The following is a 21,434-nucleotide window of genomic DNA, read 5'->3' as shown; positions in this document are numbered from 1 at the left end:
TTTGACCTGCCCGTTAACCAATAACGATTCATGAGCATCATAAAACAACAAAATGAAGGGGGTTGAGCTAATAGCTAAACCCGACAAAATCACAAAAACAAAGAGGTGATTCGGAGACTCATTCGATCGCCTTGTCATCGAGATTCAGAAAGATAAATATTTTAGGCACTCCATACCGGATAAGCAATACGGCTCACCACTACTACCAAATCATCATCGAAAATGTTATCTAGAAGAGGGCGTGTGTTTTATGCCCCTACATAAAACGGATTTGCTCCACATTTGTGGGCGCAAAGAAACTGCGCCCACAAATGTAATACACTAGAACGTTTCCGCCCGTGATATTGCGAAAGCCATTGGGCTTACTTACTTATCACCGTTCATCCTAGTCTAAAACTGGAGGCGTGAAATTAACAGTTAAAGTTGATGACTGAATTGTAAATGGGTTGGAAGGATTGCTGAATGAATTGTTAAAACTAGAAGTTATCCCCGTCGCTTCTTGACTAGATGGAAAAACTACATTAACTGTAGATACCGTGACAAGCTGACCATTGACTGCTGTTGGTTGTGGAATAGGAATACTTGTGCTGCCAACTCCGGTCGTTTCGTTTGTCACTCCATTATTGTTAATAACAGAAAGAAAACTAGGTTCTGTATTACCTTGGTTTCCCGTGACGGAAAAAGTAAGGGGTTTTAACTCAGGAACAGCAGTAGGAACACCCTTATTATCAAATGTGACATTTACTGTCGGAATTACCGGAGTGGGAGAATTGATTAGGGAAGTAGATGGGATATTATTTGTTGTTGTTACGTTTACCGTCGGAATGATCGGTTGAGATCTGAGGCTGGTAGCAGGAATATTATTTGTTGTTGTTACGTTTACCGTCGGAATGATCGGTTGAGATCTGAGGCTGGTGGCAGGAATATTATTTGTTGTTGTTACGTTTACCGTCGGAATTGCTACATTTGGGGTTATTACGGGAATAACAGGAGTAGCAAGACCTGGAATAGAAATTCGGGGAATTGACTGGGCAATTACCCGATGATTAACGAGAAAAATTTGTGAAACAATAACTAAGACAGTTAGTGCTGATTCTTTGGAGTTGAGTCTGCTGAGAGTTTTCATTTTGTTAGCCTCATTTTTAATTGTTGACAAGGGAATCACGCTGTCACTTGTTTGGATTGTAAACAGCAATTAAATTTAACTGACTGTTGAGCTGGTTGGCATCGGTCACAGGAACTAACTCCTGGATATATGGGCGGTAACTGTAAACCTGATAACCCTTTGCCTGGATGTATTCCATTATAGCACCATTGCTACCGTGGGCTCCAGCAATATTTTCATAGATAATATTGGGCTTAAATTCTGTTAATAAACGTTCTGCTCCCTGTAGAACTTTTATTTCATGTCCCTCGGCATCTATTTTTAACCAGTCAACCCTCGTCAGGTTTTCTGTTTCAATTAAACTATCAAGGGTTAAACATTGAATAGTTACAGTATTAGCCGAATCGGAACTAGGGGAATTATAGCTGATAACTTCATTTAACTCACTGGCATTATGGAGAGATAGTTTCGCCGAACCACAATGATCACTGGCCGCCGCTTCGTAAATTTTAACCCAAGGGAGTTGATTGATACGGCTTGTTTCTTGTAAGCAGTTTACACAAGCTTTAAATGGTTCGATAGCGATGACTTTCCCTGTTTCTCCCACCCTTTGAGCAGCACTAAAGGTATAAACTCCCACATTTGCCCCCACATCAATAACGGTCATATCAGGACGGATTTGGGTACGCCATAATTCCATTTCCGCTTCAAACCAATCTCCTTGGGCGAGTAAAACAGCAGTGGTAATACTTTTTAAGTTAGCTTCCACTGTCAGAATGAGATTATCATAGGGAACATAAGTAAAAGGATTTTCCGGTCTGGCTTGGGTCCAAATCCACTCTCCCACATCGGGAGAGTTGGGGTTAAAATGAGTGACCCCTTGCTGAAGCCAATATTCTGCCGCTTTTGCTTCCGGTAAGTTACGATAAGCCAAATAAAGAGCTTGTATTGAGGGTGCGTAATTGGGATTAATCTGATGGGCTTTGAGCAGGTAAAAAATACCATCCCATTTTTGCCCACAAAAACGAGCAATTCCCAGTTGTAACTGTACGATGGGAGATGTTGCAAGGGATTGAGAGATTAATTGTAGGGTATCTTGCCCAGAAGCGTTGTAAAAGTAGGGTTGAGATAGATTAAGAACTTCGGCACATAAAAATAATATTTGCTCGTAGCAGTTTTCGGCTGCTAGAATTTTCTCTAAATATTCAGCTTTGTTTAATAAAGTACGGGCGGTGGAAGGTAAATAGACAAGTCCTTTGTTTGAAGCGGTTTTCCTAAAAGCCGGATCAAGAATACCGACAAAAACAGAATAAGCTAAAACATAGGCTTTGCTGTAATCGCCTATTAGACTATAAATCAGCGCTAAATGGACGGCGGCTAAGGGATGGGCTTTTCCCTGCTCCAAAACCGCTATCGCATTGTTTAATAGTTGTTTGCGAAAGGCAATATCTTGTGTCTCTTCTGCCTCAATAAGCATAATAACTGCTACATTGTTCCATTCTCTGAGCGTAGTGGGTTGATTCCAGTTAGTATTATCAGCAAAAGCTAAAAGTTGATCACACGCTTCTGAGGTCATTTGAGGGCAATTTTTTTGCACATATTGACTGTAATAATTGAGGGGACTTTGCGTCTCTGTTTGAGAGCGCATTGCGCTTATTTGTTGATCACCAGACTCTAATGGTTGTATTTTTTCCTGTTCTAGTTTTTTCCACATCTGTTGATAAGCATTTTCTAAGGCTAGAGTTAAACCTTCTATATCTCCTAGTTGAGATTTTTGAAAACGCTCTCTTAAGCTAGTTCGTAATTGAGCGATCGCCTCTAAATCCTGGGCAAAAGTAATGGCTTTGTTAACGTATTCTTCGGGACTATGAGCGATCCAATCCCCTAAGCCGATCGCCTGTAGGAGACTATTACCCATCCGTTGAATTTTACGATCGCCAGCAAGGGTTAAAACCGGAACCCCCATCCACAAAGCATCGCAAGTGGTAGTACAACCATTGTAAGGAAAAGTATCAAGGTGAATATCGATACGATGATACAAGGCGAAATAATCCTCAGCCAATGTCGGTGAGTCAATTAATTCAACTTGTTCGAGATTAAAGCCCTGTTCTTGCAGGAATAATTCAACACTTTGTTTTTCTTCGGGATCGTCTAAATTATGATAGTGGCTTTTGAGGATGAGACGGGACTGGGGTAATGCCTGAAGGATTTTTGCCCAGAGGGATAAAAGGAAAGGATTAAGTTTAGAAAAATTGTTCAAACAACCAAAAGTAATATATTCTGAACTTAAAGCGGGCAGGGGATTGACTTCTAGGGCTTCCGGGGAAGGTTGATAAGCCACATAGCATCTGGGGAGTCGCCAAATCGTCTCGCTGGTTTTTTCTTCCGTATCTACGGGGTGTAAATGATGATCGGTAATCCAATAATCGATGGTAGGGATACCTGTCGTGGCAAAATAGCCCAAGTAGGAAGCTTGAATAGGGGCAGGTTTGCTAAAAAAGATCGGCAAGCGATTATCGTCTGTATGACCGGCTAGATCAATTAGGATGTCAATCTGATCCTGTTTAATTTGCTCGATCACTTCGGCATCGGTAAGTCCGAGGGTCGATCGCCAATGATCGCAAGAAGCTTTAATTTCTTCTGTTATTTCATCAACTTTTTTGATTTCCCCATAACAATAAATCTCAAATTTTTGATGATCGTGATGTTTAATAATTGGGGCAATAAACTTGCCCACGGGATGACGTTTAAAGTCAGGGGACACATAACCAATTTTGAGTTTGTGTTGGGCAGCAGACCCTTGGTTAGGGATATTTGATTGGGGGATAGTCAATTCTGCAATATTATTACTTGTATTTCCCCTGAGGATCGATAGGCCAATATTAATTACTTCTGTGAAATTATATTGAGGATTAGAACCATAATTGACGGTGAGATATTCCAGTAATTCTAAAGCATAATCAGGAAAGTACAATATGTCCGCGATACAAGCCTGTTTTAATAGTTTTTCCGGGGATACAGAGCTAGGTTGACTAAGTAAATCTTGAAAGTAAAAGGCATCAGACCACAACAGTTGTCCCGAAAGATACTGAGGAATACCCGCTTTAATCTCAACAGGAAAAGATTTTTTGGAAATACAATGTAATCCTTTAAAACCTTGAAGAAAAAAACCTTGCTGCCGTAAATGACTATCTACGTCAGCAAAAAGCGGTTGATTTTTATAGATAGGGGCAAATTCAACTTCGGTTTGAATAGCCAAGGTGCTGTTTTTGATGATCTGTTGCGCCCCTTGAAAAATGTTTAATTCTGCCCCTTGTACATCTACCTGCAAAAAATCAATGCTGTCAACCAATTCACTAGCACAAAAACTATCCAGAGTGGTTGTTTCTATTTCTGATACATAATCTAGGGTAAGAAATTCGGGGAGAAAATTGGGAAAACGAGATACATAGCTGTGATTTGGTTCATAAAGAGAACTACACATTTTCTCTTTAGTAACGTATAGTTGGGATTTGCCTTGAGTGTTACTAAGGGCGATGGGAATATGTTTTTCTTGATGCCTGATATTTCTTTCCTTTAAATTCTGATTCATGCGCTTACATTCATCAGCATCGGCCTCAAATCCATAGATAGTTAAGTTAGGGGCAAAAATTCCCCACGATTGACTACTATAATCATCGGCCCCAGATAATTTTCGAGAACCTATCTGGGCGATGGTAATATGAATGTTATCTAAAAAATGTTGAGCTTTTAGCGTTTGTAAGAAGATAGTCATGGTAGTAAATTTAATGATTGTAGAAACAACTGTAACTATTGACAATATTTAAGTTTGGATTTTGTTCCGATACCAACGAGAAGAAGCATCGTAAATTTCCTCGGAACTAACTTCTTTAATACCACTCAGCGCAAAAAGAAGTGCTGTATGGGCTAATTTATTTGCGGGATCACAGCGGAGGGACTGACGAAAACAATCAACCGCTTTCTTCTCATCAGGTTGACAGCTATAAACCACTCCCAGATTGTAATAGGCCATGGCATAGTCGGGATCTAACTCGATCGCTTTTTCAAAACAACTTTTTGCCTTGGTTAACAATTTTTGCTGCTTATAACTGATTCCTAAGTGTAAATAGGCGATCGCATCTTGTGGTTTGGCTTGAATAATTTTTTGGAAGCAACTGACTGCTTTATCAAACTTTTCCTGTTCGTAGAGAACGACTCCCAAGTTATAGCGCAATTCTAAGTTATCGGGTTGCAGCAGTAAGGCACAACGGTAGTATTTTTCCGCTTTGGCATAGTTTTCTTGGCGATCATACAGTTGCGCCAGGGATTTATAAACCTCCATATTAGTAGAATCTAATTGTACACTATGGGAATAACAAGCGATCGCCTTTTCTGTCTCTTTTAACTGTTCATAGACCAAGCCGAGATTATAAAAAGCGCTAGGATAATCAGGTTGAGATTCAATCGCTTGTTGATAATAACTAATCGCCTCCTCTAATTGTCCTTGTTGTGCCGCTAAAAAGCCCAGATTATGATAGGACTTGGCATAGGTGGGATCTACTTTTATCGCTTGGAGATAGAAGTTTTTGGCTGACTCCAATTCTCCCGTAAGGGTTTTTTCCCTTCCAAGTTGGTGATAATATGCCGCACTGTTCTCCTCTGGGACTACGGGAAGGGGAGGAGAATTAACCTTATTTTGTTCCTCTAAATAAATTTGCCACATTTGTCTATAAGCCGATTCCATCGTCTCTGCCATTCCTTTGGCATCTAACAATTCTGATTCAGCAAGGCGATCGCGCATCGTGGCTCGTAAATTGCTTAAATAGGCAGAATCCTGAGCAAATTGAACGGCTTTTTGTACATATTCTTCGGGTGTATTAGCAATCCACTCATCCAAACCCACTGCTTTTAAGAGGGTGACACTCAAACGCTCCATATTACGCCCCCCCGCTAAAGTCAGGGTGGGAACTCCCATCCACAGGGCCTCGCAGGTGGTAGTACACCCCCCATAGGGAAACGGATCAAGATGAATGTCCACATTATTGTAGGACGAAAAATGTGCTTGATCGCCTAATAATGCCCCTTGAATAAACAGTCGATCAGCACTGATTCCCCGTTGGGTAAAGTCATTGATGATGTTCTCTTGAACCCTAGGATCAACCCCCGCCTGATTAATTGCTTTTAGGAAAAGACGGGAGTTAGGAACGGCTTTCAGTATTTGGCACCAAACATCAAGGGTTTCAGGGGTTAATTTTCTGGTGTTGTTCAAAGAACCGAAGGTAATTAAACCCGTTTTTTGACAAGGTAGGGGGGAAACCTCTGGGGTGTCGAGATAGTTGTTATAGGTTAGATAACAACGGGGTAAACGCCAAATTGTCTCACTGGTTAATTCGGGAGTATCTAAAGGATGTAAGTTCTCATCGGTAATCCAATAATCAATGGTGGGTAAACCCGTGGTGGCAAAATAACCTAAATAAGTTGCTTGAATGGGGGCGGGTTTTATTCCCAGTACCTTGAGGCGATTCCCCGTCGTGTGACCGGCTAAATCTACCAAAATATCGATTTGATCTGCTTGGATTAACGCCGCTACTTCTAGATCCGATAAACCCACAGTACAGCGCCAGTGATCGCAGGTGGCTTGGATTTTTTCAGTAATCTGATCTCCTTTTTCCACTTCGGCGTAGGCAAATATTTCAAACTGATCGTGATGATGATTTTCTAGTAAAGGTTTAATAAAAAAACTACAGGAATGACGACGAAAATCAGGAGAAATATAGCCGATACGCAAGCGGCGATCGGGGTCTGGTTGTCTCGGATGGTGTTTGAGGGTAGGAAGGACCTGTTTAACAACGTGGTAGATATACCAAAGATAGGAACTATCGAGAATCTCCTGGGGAGAAACAATGGTCAATGCCCCAAAACACCACAATAAAAATGAGTGATTACCACAATCATGCGGCTCTAATTGCATGATTTTATGACAATAATCGACCGCATTGGCTATTTTGCCGAGTTTTTCAGCACAGGAGGCTAAACTTTTCAGGGCCGAAAGATGGTCATTGTCTATGGTTAAGATTTTTTGATAATAGGCGATCGCCTCGTGAATATAACCAATTTTTTCTAAAACCATGCCACAATTTTGTAGCGCGGGAATGTAATTAGGGTCAAGGGTTAAGACTTGGCGATAATAGGCGATCGCTTCGGGTAGTTTGTCCTGTTGTTGAAAGATGAGAGCCAGATTAAATAAGGGTTCAATGGCCGAAGGTTCAAACTCCAACGCCATCTCATAACAGTTTTGCGCTTGAAGGAATTTTCCCCGTCGCTCCCATTGATTACCCGTATTAATTAAATAGGCAACAAAATCTGGCAATAACTCCCATTCTTTCGCTGTTAAAAGACTTTTTGCTTTTGCCGATTCTCCTTGATCTTGCCAAAATTTAGCCAATTGAAACTTGATACTAGGATGATTGGGGTCAAGATTTAAAACCTGAGTCAAGCATTCGCCTATTTCCAGGGTGATTGCTTGCTTTTTCTCGTCTTCGAGGTTTTCTCTCTGGTTAATTAATTGCTGTTTGAGATTTAAGCCTAAACGATAGTAGGCTTTAGCGTATTGAGGATTCAACCTAATCCCTTGACGATAATAGTCGATCGCCGATTGCCATTGTTGTTGTTTTTCATTGACAACCCCCAAATTGTAATAGGATTGAGAACGCTCAGGCTCTAACTCGATCGCCTTGAGATACCAAGACTGAGCCAAAGCAAAATGACCCTGCTGGGTGAATTGATTCCCCAGATAGTGGGCGATTTCCGCACCTTGATTCCCTAAACCGCAGTCGGCAAAGGAATCGATCAAAGAATTTTTTATTGCTTGATAAACTAGCTCCCGCTGCTCGGGTAATATTTTCCAAACGTCTTTTTGTAGGGTTGCTAATAAATCCAGCCAAGTTTGCCAATTTATTTCTTTAACCAAATTTAAAAATATTTCCCTGAAGGTTTCGCCGGTTTCATCTCCGCCGAATAGCAGCAAGGGTTTAAAGAGACAGTGGATTAATAACTGCTCTTCCTTGGTGAAATATTCCTGCCAAGGCGCAGACTCGGTTGGAAAATCTAATAAATTCTCGATCGGATAATCTTGGCTATTAAACCTTAACCCAACGGACTGGGCTAGAGCCTCTATCTGCCCTAGGGGTGTTTGCCTGATGTCCTTTTCTTTTAACCAAATAACTCGATGGGCTAAGGGCAGCCAAATATGGGGCTGACATTGCAACTGTTTGGCCACGGCTTGGGTAACGGTCTCTTGACTACCCGTGATGGCGTTGCCCAAGGACTGACGCGGATCCGCGTGGCTATAGACCACTAACGCCCCCTCCCGTTGAATCTCCTGAAGGGCATCTTGCCCCAACACCTCAAACTGCAATAAAAGGGGGATAGCTTCTCCCTGCCGTAACCTTAAATAACGGTCAAGAGACACCGCATCTGGAAATACCCCCGCCTGAAAATCGAGGCCCGATTGAGTGTACAGTTCACCCAATACTCGGTAACTCCAAGCGGTTTGATAGTAGGGAATACGATTACAGAATATGATCATTACAACGACTGCATTCGCAGAGCTAGAAAGATTCAGGTTATTGGCAACCACTCAGAAGACGTTTGGGGAGTGACATCAGTAAAAAATTCTCCCCCTACCCTTCGGCTTTGCCCAGGGTAACAATTCCCTCACTGAAGCGCCGACTTTAAAAAGGGGACTTGTTGCTAATCTAAGACGGAAGTAACAGCAGTCCAAGCCCGGACGATACCAGACACATCCCCAAATGGACCCTTGCCAGAAGCTGCCGATATAGCGGCGGCAGTGGCACGCTCAACTGAACCCTGACCTGCGTTTGACCCGTTAACGGCACTAAGCGTTGCAGACTCAATAGCAACAACAGTTTGAGCATTAATATTCTGGGTAGCGTAACTCACTGTTACCGTAACCGTACCAGTAAATACATAGTCAGCAGCAGGCAAAACCTGCTCAACGGCAAAGCTATTGGTGGCTGCAGTGTTGCCATCGGTGAGAATGCTAGTGGTGGCACCAGACACTCGGGATTGGGATGCTGTACCGATAAATTGGGCTTGGGCGCTTTCGCCAACGGACAATACACCCGCAGCGGCAAGACCACCGGCTAGAATAGCTCCTCTGGCGATTCCTTGGTAATTAGAGGCCTTCATTGTTTGTCTCCTTTGTTAAGGGGCCAATGATTTTGAGGTCATGAGGCAGACTATTGCTCAGTTCGTCGTCTCGATAAGCTGTTGACTATCTCAATTACTCGTTAAGATTGCGGGGGAGCGGGCTTCGTCCGTGAGCTTAACCGAAAGGGAGCGGGGAGAGGCAGTTTGAGCATTTGTACCAAAATTTCCGATAGCGCAGTTTAAATTCAGTACAGCTTACCCGCGTTTTCTTGGTGTGGATCGTTACAGACTCGACCGTCATCAGCATAGATAACTGCGGTTGGCCACTGTCAAGGTTTACCACCCAGAACTCTTGGCTCTGTCAATCACCTATTGGAGTAAGTACCTAAGCAAAATTAATTACACATTTCGATAAAGCTTTTGCCTCTTGCCTATTGCCTCTTGCCTGTCTTCACTAGGAAATTTATTTTGCATGACTACTTATCCCTTGCGATTGATCGATTAAAAAGAGGCCACCCAGGGCAATCCTGGGGGGCAATTGCACCACTTTTCTACTAGCGAAAAAAAACAGCAAGAGTTAATTCGGGTAGTATGTGGCTACAAAGTGGTATTTTTCACCCGGGTTGAGACGGGTTGCCCACTTCAACTAATCTAAGACGGAAGTACCAGCAGTCCAAGCCCGGACGATACCGGACACATCCCCAAACTGACCCGCACCAGAAGCTGTCGATATAGCGGCGGCAGTGGCACGCTCAACTGAACCCTGACCTGAGTTTGACCCGTTAACGGCACTAAGCGTTGCAGACTGAATAGCAACAACAGTTTGAGCATTAATATTCTGGGTAACGTAAGTCACTGTTACCGTAACCGCACCAGTAAATACATAGTCAGCAGCAGGCAATACTTGCTCAACGGCAAAGCTATTGGTAGCCGCGGCGTTGCCGTCGGTGAGAATGCTAGTGACGGCGGCGGACACTCGGGATTGGGATGTCGCACCGATAAATTGGGCTTGGGCGCTTTCGCCAACGGACAATACACCAGCTGCGGCGAGACCACCAGCTAGAATAGCGGCTTTGGCGATTTCTTGGTAGTTAGAAGCTTTCATCGTTTGTTTCCTTCCTTAGAGGGGTTATATGGTTCTGAGGTCATGAGGCGGCTTATGGTTCGGTTCGTCGTCTCAATGCCCTCGTTTTTTTTTGGTATGGATTGTTACGGAATCCAACCTCTTTTAGTATATATCGCTAGGAGGCTCTACTGTCAAGATCGACTACACAAAACTTTAGTTTTGTAAATGATCTATTGGACGTATCTTTTGTGATCGATGAATTAGAGGCAACTTGGGGCAATTCCGTGCCTAGTTATACCATTTTTCTAATTTTCTAGTAAGGAAAAAAACAGCAAGAGTTAATTCGGGTAATCGATCGAAGTCTTGTTATTCTTATAACTGGTAGGTTTCGAGATTTTTCTAGGCTCGCAGCTTAACCCGATCGACCGATAACTGATAGAGGGGTGCAGAATGGGAGAATGGTTAGATTTTATCGATGAAGTGGTCACTGTTAATGGCAAAGGTGAGAAAATTAAACGGGAAAAAGTCACTAATCGAGGTTATAAATATTTTTTAAGCAAAAAAACCTTTTTAGAAATGATTTCTATCCCTAGCGGTCAATACCTCATCGGTGCGCCCAAAAGCGAGTTAGGCTGGAAATTGAGTCAAAGTCCCCAATCTCCGGTTAATATTCAGGCTTTTTGTCTAAGTCGCTACCCAATCACCCAACGACAATGGCGCGAGGTGGCAAAATTAGAACCGGTAAATATTGAACTTAATCCCTATCCGGCCCATTTTGAAGGTTATGATCGCCCTGTAGAACAAATTAACTGGTGGGAAGCGGTGGAATTTTGCGATCGCCTATCCCGTCTCACGGGACTGAATTATCGTTTACCCGCAGAAAAAGAATGGGAATACGCTTGTCGGGGAGGTACATCCACCCCCTTCCACTTCGGCCCGACAATTTCCACGGATTTAGCCAACTATTCCGGGGTGGACTGGGATTATGGCGGCAAAGTGTGCAGTTCTGGTCGTTATGGAGAAGGTTCCCTAGGCTGCGATCGCAGGGAAACCACACCAGTGGGAATGTTTGCCGTCGCTAACCCTTTCGGACTCTACGATTTGCACGGAAATGTCAGGGAATGGTGTGCAGATTACTGGCGCGATAACTACGAAGCAGCCACAATAGAAGATAGGGACAGACGAGTTTTACGCGGCGGTTCCTGGAATGATGGCCCTAACAAATGTCGCTCGGCCTACCGAGTCAAATTTATGGCTACTGCTGGACTCTATGATATTGGTTTTCGTGTCGTTAGCGATAATTCTCCTTAAATCTGAAAACCGATCACTGATTACTGGTGACAGGGAGGTGAAAAAATTGAAAATAGAACTACCCCAGCAAATAATCAGCGAATTTTGTCAGAAATGGCAGATATCTGAAATGTGTTTATTCGGATCGGTTTTGCGGGAAGATTTTCGTCCAGATAGCGATATTGATATACTGGTCAGTTTCCAAGATAGTGTTTCTTGGGGACTTCTGGAGTTTTCGAGGATGAAACGGGAATTAGAGAATTTATTGGGACGGAAAGTTGATTTGCTAACGAAAAAATCGATCGAGCAGAGTCATAATTGGATTCGTCAACGAGAGATTTTAGGGACAGCGCAAGTGATTTATGTGGCGGGATAAGGCTTTTTTACTAGATATTGTCCGAGCAGGTCAATTAGCTCAACAATTTGCCGAGCAACTGGATCGGGAACTACTAGAATCGGATTTACGCACCCAATCCGCAATTCTCTATCAAATTACTATTATGGGAGAAGCTACCAAGCGCCTATCCCCTGGATTTCGTAAACAACATCCAGAAATTCCTTGGGACGACATCGCCGGTATGCGAGATATTATCGCCCATCAATATGATCGGATCGATCTTGATATCGTCTGGCAGGTTATTCGACGCAATATTCCTGAACTATTGAACTTGTTAATACCTTTATTGCCCACACAAGATACTTGATTAGTGATATCTTTGATAAGGTTCGGTAAAATGAAAGAGAAATACTAACTTTAAATCAGACTTCTGGTCAAATTTTAAAAATGTACCGCTCCTCGATCGAGAGTTAGAATTGATTTTAGAGACAATAAAGGTGATTTAACCAAATGATTGCTAACTTTGACCATAACTATCTTTCCCCAGAAGATTATTTAGCAACGGAGAGAATAGCCAAGGATAAACACGAATACATTCGCGGTCAAACCTACGCCATGGCTGGTGCAAGTAAAGCGCATGGTATGATTATTATCAACTTAGCCACACTTTTAAAAAACCGGCTGCGGGGTAGTGGTTGTCTTGTCTATGCCACAGCTATGAAAGTTCGTCTAGAAATAGCTAATAGTTATTTTTATCCCGATCTTGTAGTTACTTGCGACTCGCGAGATAATCAGTCTTTCTCGGAAGATTTTATCCGTTATCCGCGCTTGATTGTAGAAGTATTATCCCCCACTACTGCTGCTTTTGACCGGGGCGATAAATTTGCCGACTATCGTTCCCTTGAAACTTTAGAAGAATACGTTCTTATCAGTCAAGAACGCATCAGTGTGGATTGTTTTCGTCGCAATGACGAAGGATTCTGGGTTCTTTATCCCTACAGCAAAGGAGCAGATATTTATCTAGCTAGTATCGATTTTCACTGTGCGATCAAATCTTTATATGAAGATATAACAGAAATCTGTTAAAAAATCAGATAAGTTTTTTTCTATGTACTATTTACTTTTTACTTGATTAATGCTTGCTATTCTCTCCGCTATTATTCCAGTGGGTTTTATCATCCTCATCGGTGTGATAGCAGGAAAAGTTCTCACTGTGGAAGTGCATTCCCTTTCCCAAATCACGGTGTATATTCTTGCTCCCGCTTTGGTGATTGATGGACTCTATCGCACCACTTTATCCGGCAGCAATATCGGTTTAATTCTCCTAGGCTTTGCTCTTATCTCACTGGTAATGGCGATTGTCGTCGAAATTATGGCCTATTGTCTCAGTCTCGATGCCGATACCCGCAAAAGCCTCATGGCTGCCGCTGTGATGCCCAATAACGGTAATATGGGTTTACCGGTGGCTAGTTTTGCCCTGGGTGCGGCCGGACTGGAAAGAGCGATAATCTATATGATTGGTTCTAGTATTCTGTTATTTGGTATTAGTCCCGCTTATTTGCGAGGAAAAAGCTTTCTTTCAGGATTTCGCCTAGTTTTTCGCTTGCCCTTAATCTGGTCAATTTTTATCGGCATTAGCTTTCAAACTTTCTCTTTTCATCTTCCCCTGCAATTAGATAAAAGTATTAGCTATCTAGGACAAGCGGCAATTCCTTTGGCTTTAATTATCCTAGGTATTCAATTATCTCAGCAAAAATTAGCGATCGGTAAATTAGAATTATTAGGGGCCGGTTTGCGTCTTTTAGTCGCGCCTCTTTTGGCATTTGCGATCGGCAATAGTTTAGGATTAACTGGTATGGATCTAAAAATTCTTATCCTACAGAGTGCCATGCCCACCGCCGTTAATACCGTCATTTTAGTCACAGAATTCGGTGGTTCAGCAGCTTTAATGGCCCGCACAGTTGTGGTCACTACCCTTGCTAGTTTTCTGACTATTCCTTTCTTTCTTTGGTTATTAAAAGTCTATTTATAGCAGTTATCTTAATGGTGAGGTGCGAAGTTTTCGTTTTGGGGAGCCAGTATTCAGTTATCAGTATTCAGGGGGTGCATCTCATTTTGGTAAATCTACTAATTTGGGATTTTTAAGGGGAAACTTTCTCCTAAAATTGGGCATTACTTTCGGTTTTATCACTCAATCCAAGCTTTTGGGGGGTTCTACCCCCCAAACCCCCCGCGCATTAGGTTAACTGTGAGATGCTTACACGCGATTGTTAATATTTTTGTACTAATTTAAGAGTCACTGATAATTGCTGATTGTTGGTATTTCTGCAAGTGTGGGATGCACCCTTATTCAGGAGATTATTTTATTTATTCTCCCCTCTCCCCAATTCCCCAATTCCCCAATTCCCCACTTCCCCACTTCCCCACTTCCCCACTTCCCCACTTCCCCACTTCCCACACCCCACACCCCACACCCTACACCCCACACCCTACACCCCACTTCTCACTTCATAATTCATAATTTAACCTTTGACTGACACCAGCAATGGCAGCCAAGAGAAGCCAAACAATAGTATTAATCTTGACATCGGAGAGGGTGACATCGACGAGATTAAATAAAACGCAAGCACCAAAGGCCACCAGATAGGTAAAGATAATTAACTCCCCCCCGGCTTTTTGTTGCCGTAGAAAGATAAATAAACGCACCCCTTGGGCATAAATCCAACCCACCCAAACAGACAACAAAATTAAGCCGATAATTCCCGTTTCTGCCATTAACATCAAATATAAATTATGGGGATGACCTAACCATAATCCCTGACTTTTTTCGTAGAGAGGTGTAAAACTGCGTAATCCCCAACCGAATAGGGGTCTTTCTTGGGTCATTTCTAGAGTAAAACGCCATTGAGTTGATCTGAGAGTAGCTAGAGGGCGATTGGGGAACATTTCATCGGATAATCGCGCCCAAATCGCCCTAGGAACCCAAAAACGCAGACTATCCCTGAAAGGATTTGGTCCCCAAGAAGCAAGGGAAATCATCCCTCCCAAGAGGACAAAACCAGCGACTAAGGCATTCCAACCCAGATAAAGGGCAAAAATTAGGCAACCTAAAAAGGCTAAGGCCCAAGCATTGCGAGAATTGCTTAAAAATAGCCCTACACTGTCGATAAATATGGTTAAAGTTAAAAACCCGACTTTGAGATTTAAAAGGTTATTTCTTTGTCTGTGCCACTGCCGCCAAGTTAGAATTAATAAACCGATCGCTAAAATCACAGTTATGAGTAAATAAGCCCCCAGAAGATTAGCATACATAAAAACCGAAGACATCCGCCCCAAAGGTTCGCCCCCCGCTCCGTAGGGCCAGGTAAAAATCCCTTTTAATGCTTCCGGTTTTTGCCAACCGAGAAAAATTTGTCCCCATCCCATCACCACTACCCAAACCGACGGAATAACCATCACCCAAGCTAGTTGACGCAATTGAGAGGGTTTTTTAATTAATTGCCGAATATTGCTAAAAAAGAAGAAAAAAGGCAGAAAATTTCCTAAACCAATCCAAGCATCCCCCGGAGTTGGGGAAAGACTGGCACTAATCATTAACCAAAGAGTGACGATACCGAGACCTTGATTGAGACGTGACTGGATAATTGCCCGAAAATTGCCAGTAAAAACCCTAATTAACACGATAATAATGCCGATACCCGCTAACTCCGGCAGCATCATGGCAATAAAAACTGAAAAAAGTATTAAATTCCACTCCCACCCTTGACAAAAAATCTTTTTCATCGGAAATTTTGGGTCTGAAACCCCGCCGTTCTAGGTTAGCTTTACGTTAGAATTAAAAGGCCAGTCTCGAAAACCAAGTGGACGGCGCAGCACCTTGAAAACTCGGCTTAGGGGGTTCCGACCAGAAAAGCTTGGCCGGGTAAAAAGTCGCGCGCAACAAGTACAAGAAGCTATAGGCGGTCAACGTACCGTGGGACACACGGAATCGGGCTTCTGAAATGGGGCGAAAGTCTGTGGACTCTGTGTAAGACAGTACATGGTTTTTTAACTGTGGTATGCGACGGTGGTGGAAGCAGAAACTTAAATCGTGAGGTTTAGGAATCGCCGCACTTTTAGGGCGGCGAGGATGTCAAGCTAGGCAGGTTGCCAACAATCGTCACGAGTCAGACGAATTTGGGCAAGGGCAAAAATAGTCGGGATAATCCGGCCGTAATCGGTGGCGATCGCCTTCCAACCGAGATCAGCAATAAACCAACCCCATAGAGCCGGTCCTACCAAACTTAACACGGTTCTGACGGCTCCGTAGCGGGCGGCGGCCCTAGTCATGCCCTGTTTAGCCGTTTGTAGGGCGATTTGATTAACAATTGCCCCACCCTGGACTAGGGCAGTTTTTGCCCCTTGATAGCGGGCAAAATGGAGAGCGAACTGCCCAGCGATATGTTTGAGCAGAATCGGTTTCAGGATAGAATTAACGGCGATGACGCTGCCGCCTTTGAGGACTATATCGAGGGGATTGTGTTGTAGGTGAACGGGTAAGGGTTGGGGAGTGTGGGAATCCGCGAGTGCTTTTTGAATTTGAATCGAGAGGGATTTTTGTTCCGATGGGGGGAGACGTTTCCAAGCTTTGTTAACGAGGTGAAGATAGATTTCCGCTTCAATTTCCGTTGTCGGCATTTTTTGGGAGTAGGGAACCTTGAGGAAATGACAGACACGGACGAGAATTTGACGATAACTAACTTTTTCGGTTTGACCTTTTAATACTGTCACACCGTCGGCAGCCAAATAACGAAAACGATCCTCGACGCTATCTAACCAACTATCCCAATCTTGACTTTGAACGGCGATTGCGTCCGGCGCTCGTAGATAATCGAGAGGGTTAAAACGACGGCAAAAGAGGATGTTAGTGATTTGCTGTAGTTCCTCCTCGGTGGCTAACTCCAAAGCTGTGCGTAGTTCGTCCAATGTGGTTTCTCCTCCTCAGCCCCAATAATCAAATCAGTTTCGCTAGTGCTGATTAATACTAATATTAACTCAAGGGTTGACGGGGTTAGGAAGGCTAGTGACAAATTTTTCGATTAAGGTTGGGATCATTGGTGCGGGTTTAGCCGGGTTAACCTGCGCTCGTCAGTTGTGCGATCGAGGTTATACTGTTAAGCTATTTGATAAGTCTAGAGGCATTGGTGGTCGTTTAGCCACGCGACGGGTTAATCGAGCTAATCAAGAGATGGCTGTGGATCATGGCTTGCCTTTTTTGACTATTCAGGGGGAAAAAACGGCGGCTTTAATTGATAATCTCCTGAGAGAGAATATAGTTACTTCTTGGTTTGATTCTAGCTATGTTGCTCCTTCTGGCATGAATAGCGTGGCGAAATTTTTAGCTAAAGGTTTAGAAATTGAACGAGATTTTCTGGTTACTCGTCTGGAAAATCGTCAAGAAAAATGGGTTTTAAACAATAACGGTCAAATTCGGGGGGAGTTTTCGGCGATTGTCCTGGCTATTCCCGCCCCGCAAGCGGCGTTATTGTTAGAAAACTCTCATATAACTACTATGCCAGAATTGCGATCAATCGTTTACGATCCCTGTTTAACGGTAATGGCGGGTTATGGCGATTCTTTACCCGCAGTTGCTCCCTCCACCGATATCGCTTGGTTAGGACTTGATAGCAGTAAACGGCAATCATCCCCTGATTATGTCTTTGTTGTGCATAGTAGTGCCGATTTTGCGGTTAAATATCTCGATAGCGAGGATTTAGAAGCAGTTAAGCTAGATTTACTCGCTCGTGCTTCTTTGCCTCTCCCCGATTGGTCTCAGCTGCACCGTTGGCGTTATGCTTTAGTCCGTCAGGGTTTAGCTGTACCCTGTTTAAGTGTTAATAGTCCTTTACCTCTAGTTGCCTGTGGTGATTGGTGTCAAGGGGGAGATTTATCGAGAAATTCTTCCCTAGAAACGGCCTTAACTTCTGGGATAGCGGCAGCTAATCAAGTTCAGCAGCTACTCTCTTAAGAATCCAGGGACAGGTTTAAATTCTTAGGTTAAGCCTAAGTTAACAAAAGTTTAAATATATAATAATGTAGATATTCTATACTGGGGGGTCGGTAACAATGGAAAAATTCAATTCTAAAGATAACTTTCTCTACCCTAAAACCAGCTACAGGGGTTTATTCACGCCACAAAATTTAGTTTTTAACGCTAATTTGCAGGAATTCGCCCTGAGAGTCTCTTTTATCGCTGGTTTACACAGTGGGGGAAAGCTTACCTCCACGGAAGCTTACGAGAAAATTAACCAGCTTTGGCAAGAGTTGAATACCAGTCAAAAATTCCTACTAGCTAATCATTTTGAGGATCACGGAGATTGAGAGATGGGGTTTTTCAGTGACCAGTAAACAGCATCTAGACTGCCACAGTAACAAAAGTGGGTCAAGTAGTTCTTAGTTATGTCAGAGCTTTCTGACCATAGCTGGCTTTCATCTTCTAGATAAAAATGTCAACAAAAGACAACAAGAGGTAATTCTGCCGCTACAATATGATAGCGAGTTGTCAAGAGAACAGTAAAAGAACTGCCAATTGGATCTAGATGCCTCAATATACTACTAAACAAGCAACGGAAAACCCTGTTGTGTCCGACCAGTCCGCCAATAATCCCTTTTCACTATTTGGTCAATTTTGGGAAAGCCTAAAAATTGTGGCTCAACCCTATTGGTATCCAACGGAGTTAAATGGACGTGCCTTTGGAGATGTGATCATTTCTTGGGGAATGTCAGCTTTGATCCTTTTAAGTATCTTGGCAACAGTCGGGGTAGAAGCTTTTAGTAGCTACTGGAATCGTTATGTACTCGATATTATTATTGAAGATAGAGATCTTTCTAAATATCTCAATACGCTTTGGTTATCCAGTTTGTTGATTATAGGAACAACGGGGTTATTTGCTTTTTCTCAATTTATTCGTCGTCAAGTGGCATTGGATTGGTATAAGTGGTTAACCAAACAAACCGTTAAAAAATATCTCAATGATCGCGCTTATTATAACATTGATTTTACCTCAGCTTTAAAAAATCCCGATCAAAGATTATCTCAAGAAATTGAACCAATTACGACCATGACCCTAAGGTTGTTAATCACCTTCGTGGAAAAAGGGTTGCAAATGATTACTTTTGCGATTATTCTTTGGACAATTTCTCGGCAAATTGCGGTTTATCTAATAATTTATACAATCGCAGGAAATTTCATAGCAATTTATCTAACTCAAGAATTAAACAAAATTAATCAATCGGAGCTTAATAATAAAGCTGATTATAATTATGCTTTAACCCATGTGCGTAACCACGCCGAATCAATTGCTTTTTTTCAGGGAGAAGAGCAGGAAGAAAAAATCATTGAAGACCGTTTTCAACGGGTTATTAAAAGCTCGGAAAAACTGATCAATTGGGAACGGTTTAATAATCTTTTTAATCGAGGTTATCAGTCAGCGATTAGTGTATTTTCAATGTTTATTTTGACCCCGATGTTTATTAAAAACGAAATCGATTATGGGGAAATTAGTCAAGCGAGTTTATGCTGTTTCCTTTTTTCTAATGCCTTGGGACAATTAATTACTGAATGGGGAACATCGGGTAAAGTTTCAAGTTATATTGAACGGTTAGCTACCTTGACAGATGCCTTAAAAGTTGCCAGTGAAGAGCCGAAAAACTTAAGTCGTATTACCACCCTGGAAGATGAGCGTATAGCTTTTGAAAATTTTACCCTACAAACTCCCGATTATGAAAAGGTAATTGTGGAGAATTTATCGGTTTCTGTCCCTTTGGGAGAAAGCTTACTGATTATTGGCCCCAGTGGTCGAGGAAAAAGTTCCTTGTTACGAGCAATCGCCGGTTTATGGAAAGCAGGTAGCGGCCGTTTAGTGCGTCCTCCTTTAGCTAAAATGTTATTTTTACCCCAACGTCCTTATATTATCCTTGGCACTTTACGCCAGCAATTACTTTATCCCCATACCAATGAGCAGGTGAGCGATGAAGAATTAGAAAACATCTTAAAAAAAGTCAACCTGCAACATTTATTAACTGACAAAAATACCTTGGATAAACAAGTCAATTGGGAACAGATTTTATCCCTCGGAGAACAACAAAGATTAGCTTTTGCTCGACTATTAATCACTAAACCTACCTTTACTATCTTAGATGAAGCAACCAGCGCTTTAGATTTGGCCAATGAAGCCAGCTTATATCAGCAATTACAGGAAAGTGAAACCACTTTTATTAGTGTTGGTCATAGGGAAAGTTTATTTAATTATCATCGATGGGTCTTAGAGTTAACAGAAAATTCCCATTGGCAGCTGTCAACTGTAGAAGATTATCAGCGCAAAAAAGTGAATAACCTAGTGATGATGTCAAAAAAATCAGAAAATTTTTCGGCGGTAAAAATAGAGACTTTGTCTGAGGTTAAAACTGAGCATGATGCGGAAATTGCCGGAGTTTCTGAAATAGCCGAAGGTTTGTCCCATCAACAAATGCAGTCCCTAACTGATTATTCTTTAAGTAACGTCCGGAGTCGTGCCAGTTTAGGTAAAATTATTACTGCCAAAGATGGTTTTAATTATCGTTACGATAAAGACCCAAAAACCTTAAAATGGGTGAGAATATAGCTAATGGGGTGACAAACAGATTGAAATTGAGACAGAGTATTCAGACTTCCCCCTCTCAGGAGAACTAGAGAATCAGGTTTTTGCTGGGTAAGTTGATTAACAAGCTACTAACTGATAACTGGTATAGGAATTTTATCAAATGAAAGCACTGGAAAAACTGGTGACGGAACGATTATATTTAGTCCCCTTAAAGCTTGAACTTCTCAAGGCCGCAATTATAGGTATCGATGAATTAGCAACAATTTTGGGGATAAAAGTTGCAGCTGACTGGGCCGAACAAGAATTGATTCAAGCTTTCCCTGATATTGCGAATATTTTGCTGCAATTCCCCTTACAAAATGAGTGGGGGTGGGGGAGTTTAATTATTCATCAAACAGAAAATACCCTTATTGGTCATGTGATGATCAAAATTATTCCTGATGTCACAGGTTTACCCACAGATGCTGTAGAAATTGGCTATCAAGTAGCGCCGTTATATCGACGACAAGGCTACGCATCTGAGGCGACAAAAGCAATGATGGACTGGACACTTTCTCAACCTGGTATGCAAACAGTGACCGCTGGCTGCGCTCCCGATAATATAGCTTCAAAGCGAGTTTTAGAAAAAATAGGCATGGATCTGATAGAAGCACGAGAGAAAGTCTTGGTCTGGAAATTAAGTAGGGTTTGCTGAAAAAGTTTGTTGGTGGGGTTAACGGATGGCCGTATTACTTCCCACTTGATCACTCAATCCAAGCTTTTGGGGGGTTCTACCCCCCAAACCCCCCGTTGGGGGCGTGGCGCCGCCCCCAAACCCCCCGCGCATTAGTTTTTCGGTGGGAT

General features: G+C 42.5%; 16 protein-coding genes. 9 read left to right on the top strand and 7 right to left on the bottom strand.

Annotation, left to right across the window (positions count from 1 at the left end):
- Positions 1 to 385: 385 nt before the first annotated feature.
- The 5 genes from ACQY1X_RS14320 to ACQY1X_RS14300 all read right to left on the bottom strand — a co-directional run bounded on the left by ACQY1X_RS14320 (position 386) and on the right by ACQY1X_RS14300 (position 10,382).
- Complete coding sequence (locus ACQY1X_RS14320) at positions 386 to 1,126, bottom strand: hypothetical protein (RefSeq protein ID WP_430014810.1); 741 nt, start codon at positions 1,124 to 1,126, stop codon at positions 386 to 388.
- Positions 1,127 to 1,169: 43 nt separating this feature from the next.
- Positions 1,170 to 4,880 (bottom strand): FkbM family methyltransferase, encoded by a 3,711-nt coding sequence (locus tag ACQY1X_RS14315; protein ID WP_430014809.1) that lies wholly within the window; start codon positions 4,878 to 4,880, stop codon positions 1,170 to 1,172.
- Between the two features lie 48 nt (positions 4,881 to 4,928).
- Positions 4,929 to 8,693: a tetratricopeptide repeat protein gene (locus tag ACQY1X_RS14310; protein WP_430014808.1), complete on the bottom strand. Its 3,765-nt coding sequence runs from the start codon at positions 8,691 to 8,693 to the stop codon at positions 4,929 to 4,931.
- 164 nt (positions 8,694 to 8,857) lie between these two features.
- Positions 8,858 to 9,316, bottom strand: a complete 459-nt coding sequence (locus ACQY1X_RS14305) for a hypothetical protein (protein ID WP_130758221.1) — start codon at positions 9,314 to 9,316, stop codon at positions 8,858 to 8,860.
- Between the two features lie 607 nt (positions 9,317 to 9,923).
- Positions 9,924 to 10,382 (bottom strand): hypothetical protein, encoded by a 459-nt coding sequence (locus ACQY1X_RS14300; RefSeq protein WP_430014807.1) that lies wholly within the window; start codon positions 10,380 to 10,382, stop codon positions 9,924 to 9,926.
- Between the two features lie 411 nt (positions 10,383 to 10,793).
- Here ACQY1X_RS14300 and ACQY1X_RS14295 point away from each other — a divergent pair, with 411 nt between their 5' ends.
- The 5 genes from ACQY1X_RS14295 (at position 10,794) to ACQY1X_RS14275 (ending at position 14,002) form a co-directional block, all read left to right on the top strand.
- On the top strand, positions 10,794 to 11,654 hold the full coding sequence (locus ACQY1X_RS14295; RefSeq protein WP_430014806.1) for a formylglycine-generating enzyme family protein: 861 nt from the start codon (positions 10,794 to 10,796) through the stop codon (positions 11,652 to 11,654).
- Positions 11,655 to 11,700: 46 nt separating this feature from the next.
- Positions 11,701 to 12,009, top strand: coding sequence for a nucleotidyltransferase family protein (locus tag ACQY1X_RS14290; RefSeq protein ID WP_002733690.1), 309 nt, complete (start codon positions 11,701 to 11,703; stop codon positions 12,007 to 12,009).
- Positions 11,996 to 12,337 (top strand): HepT-like ribonuclease domain-containing protein, encoded by a 342-nt coding sequence (locus tag ACQY1X_RS14285; RefSeq protein WP_002734383.1) that lies wholly within the window; start codon positions 11,996 to 11,998, stop codon positions 12,335 to 12,337. Before ACQY1X_RS14290 ends, ACQY1X_RS14285 begins: the two co-directional genes overlap by 14 nt.
- A 143-nt stretch (positions 12,338 to 12,480) precedes the next feature.
- A complete protein-coding gene (locus ACQY1X_RS14280) occupies positions 12,481 to 13,056 on the top strand; it encodes a Uma2 family endonuclease (RefSeq protein ID WP_430014805.1) in 576 nt (191 codons plus the stop codon).
- 49 nt (positions 13,057 to 13,105) lie between these two features.
- The gene (locus tag ACQY1X_RS14275) at positions 13,106 to 14,002 is read left to right on the top strand and encodes an AEC family transporter (RefSeq protein ID WP_430014804.1); all 897 of its coding nucleotides are present in this window, start codon (positions 13,106 to 13,108) and stop codon (positions 14,000 to 14,002) included.
- A 476-nt stretch (positions 14,003 to 14,478) separates the two neighbouring features.
- Here ACQY1X_RS14275 and ACQY1X_RS14270 read toward each other — a convergent pair whose 3' ends face one another.
- Together ACQY1X_RS14270 and ACQY1X_RS14265 are read right to left on the bottom strand one after the other, a co-directional pair.
- Complete coding sequence (locus tag ACQY1X_RS14270; protein ID WP_430014803.1) at positions 14,479 to 15,753, bottom strand: O-antigen ligase family protein; 1,275 nt, start codon at positions 15,751 to 15,753, stop codon at positions 14,479 to 14,481.
- Between the two features lie 354 nt (positions 15,754 to 16,107).
- Complete coding sequence (locus tag ACQY1X_RS14265; protein WP_430014802.1) at positions 16,108 to 16,935, bottom strand: YaaW family protein; 828 nt, start codon at positions 16,933 to 16,935, stop codon at positions 16,108 to 16,110.
- A gap of 97 nt (positions 16,936 to 17,032) precedes the next feature.
- On the opposite strand from ACQY1X_RS14265, the gene ACQY1X_RS14260 reads away from it, so the two are divergent.
- The 4 genes from ACQY1X_RS14260 (at position 17,033) to ACQY1X_RS14245 (ending at position 21,285) form a co-directional block, all read left to right on the top strand.
- A complete protein-coding gene (locus ACQY1X_RS14260) occupies positions 17,033 to 17,977 on the top strand; it encodes an NAD(P)/FAD-dependent oxidoreductase (RefSeq protein ID WP_430014801.1) in 945 nt (314 codons plus the stop codon).
- A gap of 98 nt (positions 17,978 to 18,075) precedes the next feature.
- Positions 18,076 to 18,330 carry a DUF7219 family protein gene (locus tag ACQY1X_RS14255; RefSeq protein WP_002740468.1) on the top strand — a complete coding sequence of 85 codons (255 nt, stop codon included), beginning with the start codon at positions 18,076 to 18,078 and terminating at the stop codon, positions 18,328 to 18,330.
- Between the two features lie 218 nt (positions 18,331 to 18,548).
- Positions 18,549 to 20,612 (top strand): ABC transporter ATP-binding protein/permease, encoded by a 2,064-nt coding sequence (locus ACQY1X_RS14250; RefSeq protein ID WP_430014800.1) that lies wholly within the window; start codon positions 18,549 to 18,551, stop codon positions 20,610 to 20,612.
- Positions 20,613 to 20,751: 139 nt separating this feature from the next.
- Positions 20,752 to 21,285 carry a GNAT family N-acetyltransferase gene (locus ACQY1X_RS14245; protein ID WP_016517284.1) on the top strand — a complete coding sequence of 178 codons (534 nt, stop codon included), beginning with the start codon at positions 20,752 to 20,754 and terminating at the stop codon, positions 21,283 to 21,285.
- Positions 21,286 to 21,434: the final 149 nt, after the last annotated feature.

It is taken from the genome of Microcystis protocystis FBCC-A270, from assembly GCF_050500235.1.
In the GTDB taxonomy this organism is placed as follows: Bacteria; Cyanobacteriota; Cyanobacteriia; order Cyanobacteriales; family Microcystaceae; genus Microcystis; species Microcystis ichthyoblabe_A.
This window is presented reverse-complemented; position numbering and strand designations above follow the sequence as displayed.

Coding starts and splice junctions, on each gene's coding strand:
- ACQY1X_RS14320 (WP_430014810.1), bottom strand. CDS start 1,126: ATGAAAACTCTCAGCAGACTCAACTCCAAAGAATCAGCACTAACTGTC.
- ACQY1X_RS14315 (WP_430014809.1), bottom strand. CDS start 4,880: ATGACTATCTTCTTACAAACGCTAAAAGCTCAACATTTTTTAGATAAC.
- ACQY1X_RS14310 (WP_430014808.1), bottom strand. CDS start 8,693: ATGATCATATTCTGTAATCGTATTCCCTACTATCAAACCGCTTGGAGT.
- ACQY1X_RS14305 (WP_130758221.1), bottom strand. CDS start 9,316: ATGAAGGCCTCTAATTACCAAGGAATCGCCAGAGGAGCTATTCTAGCC.
- ACQY1X_RS14300 (WP_430014807.1), bottom strand. CDS start 10,382: ATGAAAGCTTCTAACTACCAAGAAATCGCCAAAGCCGCTATTCTAGCT.
- ACQY1X_RS14295 (WP_430014806.1), top strand. CDS start 10,794: ATGGGAGAATGGTTAGATTTTATCGATGAAGTGGTCACTGTTAATGGC.
- ACQY1X_RS14285 (WP_002734383.1), top strand. CDS start 11,996: ATGTGGCGGGATAAGGCTTTTTTACTAGATATTGTCCGAGCAGGTCAA.
- ACQY1X_RS14280 (WP_430014805.1), top strand. CDS start 12,481: ATGATTGCTAACTTTGACCATAACTATCTTTCCCCAGAAGATTATTTA.
- ACQY1X_RS14275 (WP_430014804.1), top strand. CDS start 13,106: ATGCTTGCTATTCTCTCCGCTATTATTCCAGTGGGTTTTATCATCCTC.
- ACQY1X_RS14270 (WP_430014803.1), bottom strand. CDS start 15,753: ATGAAAAAGATTTTTTGTCAAGGGTGGGAGTGGAATTTAATACTTTTT.
- ACQY1X_RS14255 (WP_002740468.1), top strand. CDS start 18,076: ATGGAAAAATTCAATTCTAAAGATAACTTTCTCTACCCTAAAACCAGC.
- ACQY1X_RS14250 (WP_430014800.1), top strand. CDS start 18,549: ATGCCTCAATATACTACTAAACAAGCAACGGAAAACCCTGTTGTGTCC.
- ACQY1X_RS14245 (WP_016517284.1), top strand. CDS start 20,752: ATGAAAGCACTGGAAAAACTGGTGACGGAACGATTATATTTAGTCCCC.